General features: G+C 30.8%; 15 protein-coding genes. 12 read left to right on the top strand and 3 right to left on the bottom strand.

Translation table 11 applies throughout. The features are described 5' to 3' along the window. Nucleotides 1-12 precede the first annotated feature (12 nt). Genes modA through AJ886_RS00880 form a run of 4 tightly spaced genes read left to right on the top strand, consistent with a single transcriptional unit; the run spans nucleotide 13 to nucleotide 2705 of the window. Nucleotides 13-762, top strand: coding sequence for a molybdate ABC transporter substrate-binding protein (modA, locus tag AJ886_RS00895; RefSeq protein ID WP_070287017.1), 750 nt, complete (start codon nucleotides 13-15; stop codon nucleotides 760-762). Next, nucleotides 759-1160, top strand: a complete 402-nt coding sequence (locus tag AJ886_RS00890) for a molybdopterin-binding protein (protein ID WP_002861084.1) — start codon at nucleotides 759-761, stop codon at nucleotides 1158-1160. The genes modA and AJ886_RS00890 overlap by 4 nt, the downstream gene beginning before the upstream one ends. Then, nucleotides 1153-1827, top strand: a complete 675-nt coding sequence (modB, locus tag AJ886_RS00885) for a molybdate ABC transporter permease subunit (RefSeq protein WP_044793916.1) — start codon at nucleotides 1153-1155, stop codon at nucleotides 1825-1827. The genes AJ886_RS00890 and modB overlap by 8 nt, the downstream gene beginning before the upstream one ends. Then, the gene (locus AJ886_RS00880) at nucleotides 1824-2705 is read left to right on the top strand and encodes a sulfate/molybdate ABC transporter ATP-binding protein (protein ID WP_070282942.1); all 882 of its coding nucleotides are present in this window, start codon (nucleotides 1824-1826) and stop codon (nucleotides 2703-2705) included. The genes modB and AJ886_RS00880 overlap by 4 nt, the downstream gene beginning before the upstream one ends. On the opposite strand, the gene blaOXA is transcribed toward AJ886_RS00880, so the two are convergent. From blaOXA to surE, 3 genes are read right to left on the bottom strand one after another with little or no spacing between them, the layout of a single operon-like run. Next, entirely contained in the window at nucleotides 2661-3434 is a 774-nt protein-coding gene (gene blaOXA / locus AJ886_RS00875) for an OXA-184 family class D beta-lactamase (protein ID WP_070287016.1), read from the bottom strand. The genes AJ886_RS00880 and blaOXA overlap by 45 nt on opposite strands. Beyond that, nucleotides 3431-4096 carry a ThiF family adenylyltransferase gene (locus AJ886_RS00870; RefSeq protein WP_074470129.1) on the bottom strand — a complete coding sequence of 222 codons (666 nt, stop codon included), beginning with the start codon at nucleotides 4094-4096 and terminating at the stop codon, nucleotides 3431-3433. The genes blaOXA and AJ886_RS00870 overlap by 4 nt, the downstream gene beginning before the upstream one ends. Beyond that, on the bottom strand, nucleotides 4086-4862 hold the full coding sequence (gene surE, locus AJ886_RS00865) for a 5'/3'-nucleotidase SurE (protein WP_070239961.1): 777 nt from the start codon (nucleotides 4860-4862) through the stop codon (nucleotides 4086-4088). Before surE ends, AJ886_RS00870 begins: the two co-directional genes overlap by 11 nt. A gap of 481 nt (nucleotides 4863-5343) precedes the next feature. Between surE and AJ886_RS00860 the strand changes: the two genes are divergently transcribed. From AJ886_RS00860 to AJ886_RS00825, 8 genes are all read left to right on the top strand, one after another. Further along, nucleotides 5344-6144 (top strand): RICIN domain-containing protein, encoded by an 801-nt coding sequence (locus AJ886_RS00860; RefSeq protein ID WP_070233683.1) that lies wholly within the window; start codon nucleotides 5344-5346, stop codon nucleotides 6142-6144. 15 nt (nucleotides 6145-6159) lie between these two features. Further along, nucleotides 6160-6966: a cytolethal distending toxin subunit B family protein gene (locus tag AJ886_RS00855; RefSeq protein ID WP_070239959.1), complete on the top strand. Its 807-nt coding sequence runs from the start codon at nucleotides 6160-6162 to the stop codon at nucleotides 6964-6966. 14 nt (nucleotides 6967-6980) lie between these two features. Next, nucleotides 6981-7553, top strand: a complete 573-nt coding sequence (locus AJ886_RS00850) for a cytochrome c oxidase subunit IV (RefSeq protein WP_044779556.1) — start codon at nucleotides 6981-6983, stop codon at nucleotides 7551-7553. A 226-nt stretch (nucleotides 7554-7779) separates the two neighbouring features. Further along, on the top strand, nucleotides 7780-8874 hold the full coding sequence (lpxB, locus tag AJ886_RS00845; protein ID WP_070287015.1) for a lipid-A-disaccharide synthase: 1095 nt from the start codon (nucleotides 7780-7782) through the stop codon (nucleotides 8872-8874). An 11-nt stretch (nucleotides 8875-8885) separates the two neighbouring features. Continuing rightward, nucleotides 8886-9371 (top strand): transcription elongation factor GreA, encoded by a 486-nt coding sequence (greA, locus tag AJ886_RS00840; protein ID WP_070233686.1) that lies wholly within the window; start codon nucleotides 8886-8888, stop codon nucleotides 9369-9371. Nucleotides 9372-9380: 9 nt separating this feature from the next. After that, the gene (locus AJ886_RS00835) at nucleotides 9381-10139 is read left to right on the top strand and encodes a UDP-2,3-diacylglucosamine diphosphatase (RefSeq protein WP_350223087.1); all 759 of its coding nucleotides are present in this window, start codon (nucleotides 9381-9383) and stop codon (nucleotides 10137-10139) included. Then, a complete protein-coding gene (locus AJ886_RS00830) occupies nucleotides 10132-11088 on the top strand; it encodes a chemotaxis protein (RefSeq protein WP_002934096.1) in 957 nt (318 codons plus the stop codon). Before AJ886_RS00835 ends, AJ886_RS00830 begins: the two co-directional genes overlap by 8 nt. Nucleotides 11089-11091: 3 nt before the next feature. Then, nucleotides 11092-13401: a chemotaxis protein CheW gene (locus AJ886_RS00825; RefSeq protein ID WP_070233687.1), complete on the top strand. Its 2310-nt coding sequence runs from the start codon at nucleotides 11092-11094 to the stop codon at nucleotides 13399-13401. The last annotated feature ends 2 nt before the right edge of the window (nucleotides 13402-13403 follow it).

Raw genomic sequence — 13403 nt, 5'->3', positions numbered from 1 at the left:
AAGGAAAACTAAATGAAAAAGTTTATAGTATTTTTTGGGATTTTGTTTTTTACCTTACATCTAAATGCACAAAATTTAAGCATTTTTGTAGCTTCTTCAGCTTCAAAGGCAATGAGTGAAGTTAAAGATGAGTTTTTGAAAACACATCCAGAAGATAAAATAGAATTGGTTTTTGGTGCTTCTGGAAAATATTATGAACTTTTAAAACAAGGAAGAGAATTTGATCTTTTTTTTTCAGCGGATACTAAATATGCTAAGGCTATTTATGATGATAAAAATGCCTTAATAAAGCCAAAAGTTTATGTTTTAGGAGTTTTGGCTTTGTATAGTTTGGATGAAAATTTACTCGAAGGAGGCGTTGAAAATTTAAAAGAAAAGGCAGGTAAAATCACGCATCTAAGCATAGCCAATCCTAAAGTAGCTCCTTATGGAGTAGCGGCTAAAGAAGTGCTTGAAAATTTGGATTTAAATGAGCTTTTTAAGGATAAAATCGTTTTAGGTGAAAATATCTCAGTGCCTGTTTTACATGTAGATAGTAAAAATGCAGATATAGCTATAGTGGCTTATTCTTTAGTTTCTCCTATCAATCATCCTAAAGGTAAAACAAGTATTATTAATCCAAAGTATTTTAGCCCTTTAGAGCAAAGTTATGTTATCACAAAATACGCTAAGGATAAAAAATTAGCCTTTGAATTTAGCGAATTTATTGGCTCTTCAAAAGCAAAAGAAATTTTTAAAAAATACGGATTTAGCACACCATGAACCTTATAAAAGGACAAATTTGTGAGCTTTTAAATCAAGAGGATATAGTTATTGTTAAAATACTTTCTAAAGAAGTGATTTTTAGTGTTTTAATGCTTGAATTAAAATCTTTAGAAAATTTAAAAATTGGTGCGAGTGTAGAACTTCTTTTTAAAGAGCATGAGCTTTGTTTTAGCACAAGTAAAACTCTTTTAAGTGTTGAAAATTCTTTTTTAGCTAAAATTACAAAAATTAAAAAAGGCGAACTTTTGTATCAGGTATTTTTTGATTTTAAAGGTAATGAGCTTTCTAGCATCATCACCAAAGAAAAAGCCTTAGAACTTGAACTTTGTGAAAATCAAGAATGGCTTTGTTTTGTAAAAGCAAACGATATTGTATTAAGGAGTCACAGTGCTTGATCCAGCTTTTTTACAAACCCTTTATCTTACTTTTAAACTTGCTTTTATCACGACTTTTATTCTTTTTTTTATTGGTGTATTTTTAGCTTATTTGTTAAGTTTTGTGCGTTTTCCTTTTAAAACAATCCTTCAAAGCTTTATTTCTTTGCCTTTGATTTTACCTCCTAGTGTTTTGGGATTTTATTTGCTTGTAACTTTTTCGGCTAATAGTTTTTTAGGGCAAGTTTTAAAAGAATATTTTAATCTTTCTTTGGTTTTTACTTTTGAAGGTCTTGTTTTTGCTTCTTTGATTTTTTCTTTGCCTTTTATGGTAAATCCTTTGCAAAGTGCCTTTTCATCGATCAATCCAAATTTACTCGATGCTTCTTATAGTTTAGGTAAAAGTAAAATTTACACTCTTTTTAGAGTGATTTTGCCTAATTCTAAAGCAGGAATTTTTAGTGCTTGTGCGATGAGTTTTGCCCATACTGTGGGTGAATTTGGAGTCGTGATGATGATAGGAGGACATAAACAAGGTGAAACTTTAGTAGCTAGTATAGCTATTTATGATGAACTTGAAATCTTAAACTATAGCTTAGCCCATCAATATGCTTTTATATTGTTTATTTTTTCTTTTTTAGTGCTTTTTAGTCTTTATTTTGTCAATAAAAAAATGAGTTTTCAATGATAAAAATTGATATCAATCATCCTATGAATACCGCCAAAGGAAGACTGGATTTAAATTTTAAAAAAGATATAGAATCAGGAAAAATTACCGCACTTTTTGGTGAAAGCGGAGCAGGAAAAACCACTCTTTTAAAAATCATAGCAGGACTTATAGAGCCTAAATTGGGGCGTATAGAAGTAGATAATGAACTTTGGTTTGATTCTTCAAAAAATTTTAGTTTAGCTTTGCAAAAAAGAAAAATCGGTTTTGTTTTTCAAGATTATGCGCTTTTTCCAAATATGAATGTAAAAGAAAATATCGCCTATGCCACTAGTTCTAAGACAAAGATTAGTGAGCTTTTAGCCTTAATGGGTCTTGAAAATTTGGCTAAAATTTATCCTAAACATTTAAGCGGAGGACAAGCGCAAAGAGTGGCCTTAGCAAGAGCTTTAGCAAGGGAACCAAAAATTTTGCTTTTAGACGAGCCTTTGAGTGCTTTGGATTTTAAAATGCGTGCCAATTTACAAGATGAATTGGCTAAAATTTTAGAATATTTTAAGATAAGCACTTTATTAGTCAGTCACGATCTAACTGAAATTTATAAGTTAAGTCATAGAATTTTAGAACTTAAAAATGGAAAAATCATTAAGGATTTTCCTAAAAATGAATTTTTTACTCATTCAAGTATTAGTGCAAAATTGCGTTTGAGTGCAACTTTGCTAGAAATTAAAAAAAGTGATATTTTAGTGGTTTTAACCTTGCTTTTAAATCAAGATATTATTAAAATCACTCTTAGTGAAGAGGAATTTTTAAAAGCTTATCAAGATATAAAAATAGGCGATACTCTCATACTTTCAGTAAAAGCTTTTAATCCTATTATTGTTGGAAAAATTAGCTAAATACTTATTTAATAATTCTTCCCTTATTTTAATATTTTTAATGTCCTTTATATCAACATTTAAAGCAAAAGATAAAATTTTGTTTTCAGTCTTTATAAATCCAACAATCCAAGCTAAATTGATATTATCATTAAAACCTGTTTTAGCATAAATTTTTTGGATTTTATCTTCCTTAAAAAGAATAATTTCTTTAACTTCTTCTTGAATTTTTTTAGAAAAAGGTAAAGAATTTTGCGAAAGTTTAAAAAGTAAATCAGCTTGATTTTTTGCAGAAATTTGTAAAGAATTATCGAGCCAAAAGGTATCGATTTTTGAAATTTTTGCATTTCCATAAGAAAGTTTATTTAAGCCTTCTTGCATGGTTTTAAGTCCTATTTTTCTTGCCAATTCTTTAAAAGCAGGCACTTGAGAGCGTTTTATGGCTGAGCTTAAACTAGCATCTTGTTTCCAAGAGGGCAAAAATACTTTTTCACCCTTATAATGATAGAAAATTTCCTTTGTATCTCTAACTACACCATTATCAAGTGCAATTAAAGCATTAAAAATTTTAAAAGTTGAAGCAGGAGAAAAGGTTTGTTTAGCTCTTTGAAAATCATTACTTGCATAATTTTTTCCATCAAAGACTATAAAAGTCCCACTTGTATTACAATCTTTAAAAAAATTACCAAGTATTTTATCCTCTCCAATGGCTATATTCAAAAACAATATAAATACAATAAAATTTCTCATTGCTCTTTATATTTTGATAAGACTTTTCTCATTGCTAAACTTGCTAAAGCCAAACCAAAAGAAGCTGTTACACCCATAAAAGAACCTAAATCTTTACAATGTGCTTCTTCATCAGAAAATACCACATCAAAATTTCCCTTAAAGCCTGATTTTCTAAGTTCATAACGAAATTTTTTCGCTAAAGCATCGCCGTGAGTATTAAAAATACTTGTAGTTTTAATGCGTGTTGGATCAAGCTTTCTAGCTCCACCTGTTGAAGAGATAAAAATTTGTTTTTTAAAATCTATAAGATGAGCCAAAGCTACTTTTGCAGGGATATCATCAATGGCATCTATGATAAGATCAAACTCGCTTAAATCAAATTTTTCTAAAAAATCTTCATCGATTTTGCTGACTATACCTTTAGCCTTATAAATTCTTTCAAATACTTTAGCTTTTTCTTCGCCTATATTTTCGCTATGAATTTGGCGATTTTGATTGGTGATTTCAAATTTATCCGCATCGATTAAAGTAAGGTTTTTAAAACCACTACGATAAAGTGCATCAACGCAAATTCCACCCACTCCACCAAGTCCGCAAACCAAAACTTTTGTTTGTGAAATTTTTTGAAATTTTTCTTCTCCAACTAGCCATTTTATACGTGTAAATCTATCATTCATCATTTGCCTTTAACCATTTTTTAACTTTTTTCATTTTTTCATAAGCTGTAAGATCCAGCATTATAGGGGTTATTGTAGCGTAGCCTTTTTTAAGTAAGACAATATCGCTATTTTTCTCATCTTCAAAGTCTAAATTCGCTGCTGCAAGCCAATAATACTCAACTCCTCTTGGATTGACATTTGAGTGGGCTTCAAAATTATAAACCCTTTTGCCTGCTTTACAAATTTTAATGCCTTTGATTTTTGATTTTGCAGGAAAATTGATATTTAAAAATTCTTTTTTTTCCAAAGGAAAACCTTTATCAAAAATATTTTGAATGATTTTTTTGGTAATTTTTAAAGCATTTTTATAGTCTAGTTCTTTTTCGCTTTTTTTATAAAATTGAGAAAGAGCGATAGCAGGAATTCCTTGTAAAACCGCCTCCATAGCTCCTGCACAAGTTCCTGAGTAGGTAATATCTTCACCTACGTTTGCTCCTTTGTTAATCCCACTGATTACAAGATCAGGCAAGCGTGTTTTATAAAGTGCGTGAAGTGCAAGATAAATACAATCTGCTGGAGTACCATCATCAAGCTTGTAAAATCTTTTTCCTACTTTAACAAAACGCAAAGGTTTGGTTAGGGTTATGGAGTGTGAACAAGCTGATTTTTCACTAGCAGGAGCTACTATGGTGATCTTGGCTTTAAATTCTTTTTTTAACATTTTAATGAGTTTTTTAAGTCCTTTGCTCTCATAGCCATCATCATTAGTGATAAGAATTTCTTTCATTGCTTTTCCTTATTGGATATTTTAACATAAAAAGCTTTAAGAATAAATACAAATAAAGCTATATAGAAATGTTCTTTATAATTAATTCTTTTATTCTCAACTCAATAAAGTAATTCACAATTAACTCAAAATTAACTTAATTTTTATTATTTAGTCCAATCTACACTTTAGAATCACGATTTTAATCGTAACTCTTCTAGTGTTCAAATATTTTGAATTCCATACTCATTTATATTTTTATTCTTAAAAACTTAAAATTCCATAGTTTAAATTTTAATAATAAAAAAACTTTTTTATTATTAAAATTAATTTTCATTATTGATGTTAATATATTTTTTTTATAACTATGAATTTTTCCAAAAAATTAAAATTTTATTCTTTTATAGAAGACAATTATTTAATCTTAAATTATAATTTTTTATATATTTTTAAAATTATATTATTATACTTATCGAAATCTTAATTCACTTAAGGAGAAAAAATGCAAAAATTTCATTCTATGATAGTATTAAGCTTATTATTGATATTTTTTATCGGATGCTCTTCTAAAGAGCTTAATCCTCTGGGACGATCTTATGGTGATTTACATGATAGCGATCCACTTAAAATAGGAAAAACACCTACAATACCAGCCAAACAAGAAACTCCTGCTTTAGTTGATGGTTCAGATTTGATACCAAAAGATGTTCCTTTAGAACCACCTGTAATAAAAACAAATACTTTTAAAGGTAATGATTTTGTTAAAGGACCTTCGCCTAGATTACAATCAAATGGAAAATTTAATGATGCATCTGTATATGAAAATAGAGGATATCCTAGTGATTTTGTAACCATAATGGGTCCATCAGGAGCTGCTTTAACTGTATGGGCTTTAAGACCGGGAAATTGGATATGGGGCTATACTTTATATTCAAGTATACCTTTTGGCGATGCAAATGTCTGGCAAATCATAGAATTTCCTCAAAACAAAGTTATGATTAAAAACGTTAAGACGCTTACATGTCTCAATGCTTATGGCGAAGGGATTGTCCATTACCCTTGCGATCAAAGCAATTTTGCTCAATTTTGGATATTATTTCCTATGAGTAATGGTGCTTACCAAATTTATAATTACGCAACTCAAAAATGCATTCAAACACCTATAAATGATGTAATGAAAGAATTTGATTTTAGTTATTATAAAATATTTCTTACTGATTGTTTAAAATCAGGAGAAAAAAATTTAGATAGACAGTGGTATATAGCACCGCCTACTTATGCTACTCATAGTCCCTATAGATAAATTTTGGAGTTAATTATGAAAAAAATATTATTAATCATTTTAAGTATAAATTTAAGCTTTGCTTCTTTAGAAGATTATAATGTTGGAACATGGAATTTACAAGGTTCTTCAGCATCAACAGAAAGTAAATGGAATATTAGTATTAGACAACTTGTTACGGGAAGCAATCCTATGGATGTCTTAGCTATTCAAGAAGCAGGTGTTTTACCATCCACTGCAGTAATGACACAAAGACAAGTTCAACCTGTTGGGGTGGGTATTCCTATCCATGAATACGAATGGAATCTAGGAACCTTATCTCGTCCTAATTCAGTTTTTATATATTATTCAAGAGTTGATGTAGGAGCAAATAGAGTTAATATGGCAATAGTAAGCAGAAGACAGGCAGATGAAGTAATTGTATTACCTCCTCCAACCGTTGCTTCAAGACCTATCATAGGAATCCGTATTGGCAATGATGTATTTTTCAACGCACATGCTTTAGCAAGAGGAGGAAATGATGCAGGTGCTATAGTTACTGCTGTTGATATGCATTTTAGAAACATGCCTCAAATTAATTGGATGATCTTGGGAGATTTTAATAGAAATCCAGGCTCATTAGCATCTTTATTAGATCGAGGATTAAGGGATCGTATATATTTTGTTTCTCCTGCTTCTTATACTCAAGCAAGTGGTGGTGTTCTTGATTACGCTATTACAGGAAATTCTGATACAACCAGAAGATATACTCCCCCAGCTATACTAGCCATACTAGCTGCTGCTGGACTTAGAACATTTTTAGCTTCAGATCATTTTCCTGTGAATTTTAGAAAATTTTTTTAATATAAGGTGTTGTTATGAAAAAAATTGTTATTTTAATATTAGTTTTATTAAGCTTATCTAAATCTATCGAAGAACCTGGCGATTTATCTGACTTTACACCAATGTTTGCTATTAGATCCTTACAGACAGGAATTAGTTTAAGCCCTTTTAGAGAGACTTCGGAAGATTTAAAAGACCAAAATTGGATCTTAAGAGAAATTATACTTAGCGATGAATTAAAACAAAAAGATGAATTAGGAGAATTGTTACACTTTGGTTATGTGCAATTTGTAAATCCAAACGATGATGATATTTGTTTGGCGATACTAGAAAGTGGTTTTTTTGGAGGGAAATCATGCAAACAAGATTTAAAAGATGGAAAGTTAGAAACTATATTTTCTATTATGCCAACAACTAGCTCAGCAGTTCAAATAAGATCTTTAGTTGAAGGTGGAAGAGAATGTATGAAAATATTTTATAATCCAAATGTTCCAATAGAAAAACGTTTTGGTATACAACCATGTACTTTAGATCCAGCTTTATTTTTAGATTTAAATGAATTAATGTTTTTTACCCCAGCCATTATAGAAGCAACCCCTATTTATTAATTACTTGCAAGCAAGCTAAAATAATAAGCTTGTGAGTAATTAAAATATTGAATAAATCGATGCAAAAAATAAATATATTATGTTTATAAATCTTAAGAAAATTTTCAAAAAATACTACTGGAGAAAATAAACCTTCATATACACTTTTAGCGTGTATTTTTCCACAACTTCTTTTAATTAAGCCAAAATAAGATAAAATATTTAAAATATTTATAAGGAAATTTTTTTGAAAACCTTTTTAGTTTGCGCCTTAGAACCTTCAGCAAATTTGCATTTAAAAGAAGTTTTAAAAGCTTATAAAAAAGATTTTGGCGAATTTGAAATTCATGGGATTTATGATGAGAGCTTATGTAAAGAATTTGATCTAAATTCTAAGCCACTTTATAGCTCACATGAATTTAGTGCTATGGGTTTTATAGAAGTTTTACCTTTGATTTTTAAAGCAAAAAAAGCTATAAAAGAACTTGTAAATTTAAGTTTTACTCAAAAAATAGATGGGATTTTATGTATAGATTCGCCCGCTTTTAACATACCTTTTGCAAAGGCTTTAAAAAAAGCAGGTAGTAAAATTCCACGCATTTATTATATTTTGCCTCAAGTTTGGGCGTGGAAAAAAGGTCGCATACCTATCATAGAAAGTCATTTTGATATTTTAGCTTCTATTTTACCCTTTGATAATCAGTTTTTTAACAAAAGCACTTATGTAGGCCATCCGCTTTTAGATGAGATAAAAGAATTTAAAAATAAAGAAGACATTAATCATGCACTTTCAAAAAAAGATGATGAAAAAACTATAGCCTTTTTACCAGGTTCAAGGCGTAGTGAAATTAGGCGTTTAATGCCTATTTTTAAAGAACTCTCGCAAAAATTTAAGGGTGAAAAAATTCTTTGCGTTCCCCCATTTAATCTTGAAAAATTAGAAATTTATGGTGATATTAGTGAATTTAAAATAGAAAGTAACACTCCAAAAGTGCTTAAAAAAGCTGATTTTGCTTTTATTTGTAGTGGAACGGCTACTTTAGAGGCGGCTTTAGTGGGAACTCCTTTTGTCCTTACTTACAAAGCAAAAGCGATTGATATTTTTATCGCAAAACTTTTTGTAAAATTAAAACACATAGGACTTGCAAATATTTTTTGTGATTTTGCTGGAAAAGAAGCTTTAAATCCTGAATTTTTACAAGATAAAGTCAATGTTTTAAATTTATATGAAGCTTACAATAAATATGATTATAAGGCATTTTTTGCTAAAGTTGATTTTTTAAAAGAATATTTACAATTTGGAAGTGCTAAAAATTTAGCAAAAATCCTAAACGAAATATAAAAGGATAAATCATGCAAAAAGAACCAATGAGTCAATTTGGCTATGATAAGTTAGCCGCAGAATTAAAAGATTTAAAAGACAATCAACGCCCTGCTGTTGTAATAGAAATCGATACAGCAAGAAGTCACGGGGATTTGAAAGAAAATGCGGAATACCATGCTGCAAGAGAAAAGCAAGCTTTGATAGAAAGTCGTATGGCAGAGCTTAGTGACTTGCTAGCAAGAGCTCAAGTGATCGATCCTTCAAGCTATGAACATGATAGTGTGAAATTTGGCTCAAGTGTTGTGATCATGGATTTGGATACAGAAAAAGAAAGCAAATATACTCTAGTAGGAATTTGCGAAGGAGATTTAGATAAGGGTTATATTTCCATCGCATCTCCAATAGCAAAAGCTATGCTTGGGAAAAAAGAAGGAGATGATTTTAAAGTGCGTTTGCCAAAAGGTGAGAGTGAATTTGAAATCCTTTCTATAAATTATGAGCCTTTGAAATTTTAAGGATAAAAAATTTTACTACAAAATGGAGCGATTTTAATCGCGGATGCTCATGAAAATGAACAGAGAAAGGGATTTTGGGAATTTTTACAAATCTTAAAAAAAGGTAAAATTTCCACCCCTCAACTCATACTTATGGGTGATATTTTTGATTTACTTATAGGTGAAATCTCTGCTACGCATGAATTTGCTAAACCTTACATAGAACTTTTAGAAGAATTGGCCTTAAAGATTGAAATTATCTACTTAGAAGGCAATCATGATTTTAATCTTTCTTGTTTTTTTAAAAGGGTAAAAATTTTTAACTTACAAAAGCAACCCATAAAGCTTAATTTGCATACAAGTAAAGGTAATAATCTTGTTTTAAATAACGCTTTTATAAAATTAGCTCACGGAGATATTTTTTTACCACCTCTTTTACAATTTACTCTTAAAACATTAAGAAATCATTATTTGCTTATATTTTTGAATTTTTTAAATATTATTACTTGTAATTTTATTTCAAATAAAATTCTTCAAAATCAAAACAAAAAAAACCTTTTTTATCAAATAAAAGATTTTGAAAATTTAGCAAAAAAAAGATATGAAAGATATGAAAATTTAGGATTTTGGGTATGTGAAGGACACTATCATCAAAATCATCAAATCAACAAAGAAAACATTAAATATCTTAACTTAGCTAGTTTTGCATATGAGAGAAGTTTTTTTGTAGTAGAATATCAACAAGAAATCAAATTTCGAGAACAGAAATTGAGGGGTCAAAATGTTTGATGAAAATATCGTGAAAACGGGTTCAAATGAAATGGAGCTTGTCGATTTCCGTATCTTTAAGCAAGGACACGATAAAGTCTATGAAGGAATTTATGGTGTAAATGTTTCTAAGGTAAGGGAAATTATAAAAATCCCAAGCCTTACAGAACTTCCAGGTGTACCTGATTACATCGAAGGTATCTTTGATCTTCGTGGAGTGGTTATACCTGTAGTCAATCTTGCCAAATGGATGCAAATCACTGAGCCAGAAAGCGCTATGCTAAAACCTAGAGTTATTATCACTGAATTTAGCAATATTCTTATTGGTTTTATAGTTCACGAAGCAAAAAGAATTCGTAGAATAAACTGGAAGGATATAGAACCAGCAACTTTTTCTACAGGATCAGGTGCTTTAGATAAAGGTAAAATCACAGGTGTAACACGCATTGAAAATGATGAAGTGTTGCTAATTTTAGATCTTGAAAGTGTTGTTGAAGATTTAGGAATTTACGCTCCAAAAACAGATATAGATTTTGGAAAAATAGAAAAATTTACTGGAACAGCACTTATACTTGATGACAGCATGACTGCTAGAAAACGCGTCAAAGAAATGATGCAACAGATGGGCTTTCAAGTTGTTGAAGCTAAAGACGGCGTAGAGGGCATAAACAAATTAGAAGAATTAAGCCAAGTTTATGGTGAAAGTTTAAATGATACTTTAAAAATTATAGTAAGCGATGTCGAAATGCCACAAATGGATGGTTTCCACTTTGCTGCACGCATTAAAGAAGATCCAAGATTTAAAGATATTCCTATAGTCTTTAACTCGTCTTTATCAAATGAATTTATGAATGAGAAAGGTGTTCAAGAAGCTGGTGGAGAAGGCTATCTTGTCAAATTTAACGCTAGCGATTTCTTCAATGAAATTGCAAAGGTTATTAAAAAACATCAATCTCAAGAACAGGGGTAAAATATGGAAGATATGCAAGAAATACTTGAAGACTTTTTGGTTGAAGCTTTTGAGCTTGTTGAGCAAATCGACCATGATTTAGTAGAGCTTGAATCAAATCCAGAAGACTTAGAATTATTAAATAGAATTTTCCGTGTTGCACATACGGTTAAAGGATCATCAAGTTTCTTAAATTTTGATGTTTTAACAAAGTTAACTCACCACATGGAAGATGTTTTAAACAAAGCAAGACATGGCGAGTTAAAAATAACTCCAGATATCATGGATGTAGTTTTAGAGTCTATTGATAGAATGAAAACTCTACTTAATTCTATTCGCGATAATGGCAACGATACTGCTATTGGTATGGACATAGAACCAATTTGCGCAAGATTAACAGCTATTTCAGAGGGAGAGTCTCCTGTTGAGGCAACAGATTTAAATGAAAAATCTACTCCACAAGCAGAACCAGAAGCACCAAAACAAGAAACAACTACTCCTGAACCTGAAGTAGATGTTAATCAATTAAGTGATTCTGAAGTTGAAGCTGAAATAGAAAGACTTTTAAAAGTTAGAAAAGCTGAAGATCAAGCTCGTCGTGCACAAAAGAAACAAACAACAAATGCAGCACCTAAACCGACTAACAATACAGCAAATAAACCTGCAGAAAGTGGAGAGAAAAAGGTTCCTGCTTCAGGTAGCAATGCTAGCAGTATGGATCAAACCATACGCGTGGAAGTAAAAAGATTAGATCACTTAATGAATCTAATTGGGGAGCTTGTTTTAGGCAAAAACCGTTTGCTTAAAATTTATGATGATGTTGAAGAGCGTTATGAAGGAGAAAAATTCCTTGAAGAGCTTAATCAAGTCGTAAGTCAGCTAAGTATCATTACAACCGATGTTCAACTTGCTGTAATGAAAACAAGAATGCAGCCTATAGCAAAAGTTTTCAATAAATTTCCAAGAGTTGTTCGTGATTTGAGTCGTGAATTAGGAAAGCAAATAGAACTTGAAATTACAGGTGAAGAAACTGAACTTGATAAATCTATCGTAGAGGAAATTGGCGATCCTATCATGCATATGATTAGAAATTCATGTGACCATGGTGTTGAGGATCCAGCAACTCGTGCAGCGAATGGAAAACCTGAAAAAGGTATAGTTCAACTTAAAGCTTATAATGAAGGCAATCACATCGTTGTAGAAATTACAGATGATGGTAAAGGACTTGATCCAAATGGTTTAAAAGCAAAAGCTATAGAGAAAAATTTGATTACCGAAAGAGAAGCAGATCAAATGACAGACAAAGAAGCTTTTGCTTTGATTTTCAAACCTGGTTTTTCAACTGCGGCTAAAGTAACAAATGTTTCAGGTCGTGGCGTAGGAATGGATGTTGTTAAAACCAACATCGAAAAACTAAATGGGGTAATTGAAATTGATAGTGAGTTAGGTAAAGGAAGTTCGTTTAAACTTAAAATTCCTCTTACCTTGGCAATCATTCAATCTTTACTTGTAGGAACTCAAGAGGAATTCTATGCAATTCCACTTGCAAGCGTTCTTGAAACAGTTAGAGTGCCAATTGATGATATCTATACTATCGAAGGTAAAAATGTATTACGCTTAAGAGATGAAGTGCTTTCTCTTGTGAGACTTTCAGATGTATTTGGAGTTAAACAAGTCCTTGAAAGCGGCGATCAAACTTATGTCGTTGTTATAGGGGTAGCAGAAAGCAAGCTTGGTATTATAGTAGATACTCTTGTAGGACAAGAAGAGATAGTTATTAAATCTATGGGTGATTATTTACAAAATATCCAAGGTATAGCAGGAGCTACAATCCGTGGCGATGGTAGAGTGACATTAATCATTGATGTAGGTGCTATGATGGATATGGCCAAAGAAATTAAAGTTGATATTAAAGCGCAATTAGAATCAAGTGCAAAAAAACCCAAAGAACAACCAAGTGACTATAAAGTCTTAATTGTAGATGATTCTAAAATGGATAGAACTTTAATGCAAAAAGCTTTAGAACCACTAGGAGTTAGTTTAGTTGAAGCAACAAATGGTGTTGAAGCATTGAATATTATAAAATCTGGCGAACATGATATTGATGCAATGCTTATAGATATCGAAATGCCAAGAATGGATGGATACACCTTAGCTGGTGAAATTAGAAAGTATTCTAAATATCGTAACTTACCACTCATTGCAGTTACTTCAAGAACAAGTAAAACTGACCGCTTAAGAGGTGTTGAAGTGGGTATGACTGAATATATCACTAAACCTTATTCTCCAGAATACTTGGAAAATGTGGTTAGAAAAAATTTGAAACTAGGATAAGA

It is taken from the genome of Campylobacter sp. BCW_6465 (assembly GCF_001762815.1).
Taxonomy (GTDB): Bacteria; Campylobacterota; Campylobacteria; order Campylobacterales; family Campylobacteraceae; genus Campylobacter_D; species Campylobacter_D jejuni.
Note: the sequence above shows the minus strand (reverse complement) of the source record. Positions and strands in the feature narration are given on the sequence as shown.

What these genes read in the sequence shown, in the direction of transcription:
- modA (WP_070287017.1), top strand. Translation starts at nt 13, where the DNA reads ATGAAAAAGTTTATAGTATTTTTTGGGATTTTGTTTTTTACCTTACAT.
- AJ886_RS00890 (WP_002861084.1), top strand. Translation starts at nt 759, where the DNA reads ATGAACCTTATAAAAGGACAAATTTGTGAGCTTTTAAATCAAGAGGAT.
- AJ886_RS00880 (WP_070282942.1), top strand. Translation starts at nt 1,824, where the DNA reads ATGATAAAAATTGATATCAATCATCCTATGAATACCGCCAAAGGAAGA.
- blaOXA (WP_070287016.1), bottom strand. Translation starts at nt 3,434, where the DNA reads ATGAGAAATTTTATTGTATTTATATTGTTTTTGAATATAGCCATTGGA.
- AJ886_RS00870 (WP_074470129.1), bottom strand. Translation starts at nt 4,096, where the DNA reads ATGATGAATGATAGATTTACACGTATAAAATGGCTAGTTGGAGAAGAA.
- surE (WP_070239961.1), bottom strand. Translation starts at nt 4,862, where the DNA reads ATGAAAGAAATTCTTATCACTAATGATGATGGCTATGAGAGCAAAGGA.
- AJ886_RS00860 (WP_070233683.1), top strand. Translation starts at nt 5,344, where the DNA reads ATGCAAAAATTTCATTCTATGATAGTATTAAGCTTATTATTGATATTT.
- AJ886_RS00855 (WP_070239959.1), top strand. Translation starts at nt 6,160, where the DNA reads ATGAAAAAAATATTATTAATCATTTTAAGTATAAATTTAAGCTTTGCT.
- AJ886_RS00850 (WP_044779556.1), top strand. Translation starts at nt 6,981, where the DNA reads ATGAAAAAAATTGTTATTTTAATATTAGTTTTATTAAGCTTATCTAAA.
- greA (WP_070233686.1), top strand. Translation starts at nt 8,886, where the DNA reads ATGCAAAAAGAACCAATGAGTCAATTTGGCTATGATAAGTTAGCCGCA.
- AJ886_RS00830 (WP_002934096.1), top strand. Translation starts at nt 10,132, where the DNA reads ATGTTTGATGAAAATATCGTGAAAACGGGTTCAAATGAAATGGAGCTT.
- AJ886_RS00825 (WP_070233687.1), top strand. Translation starts at nt 11,092, where the DNA reads ATGGAAGATATGCAAGAAATACTTGAAGACTTTTTGGTTGAAGCTTTT.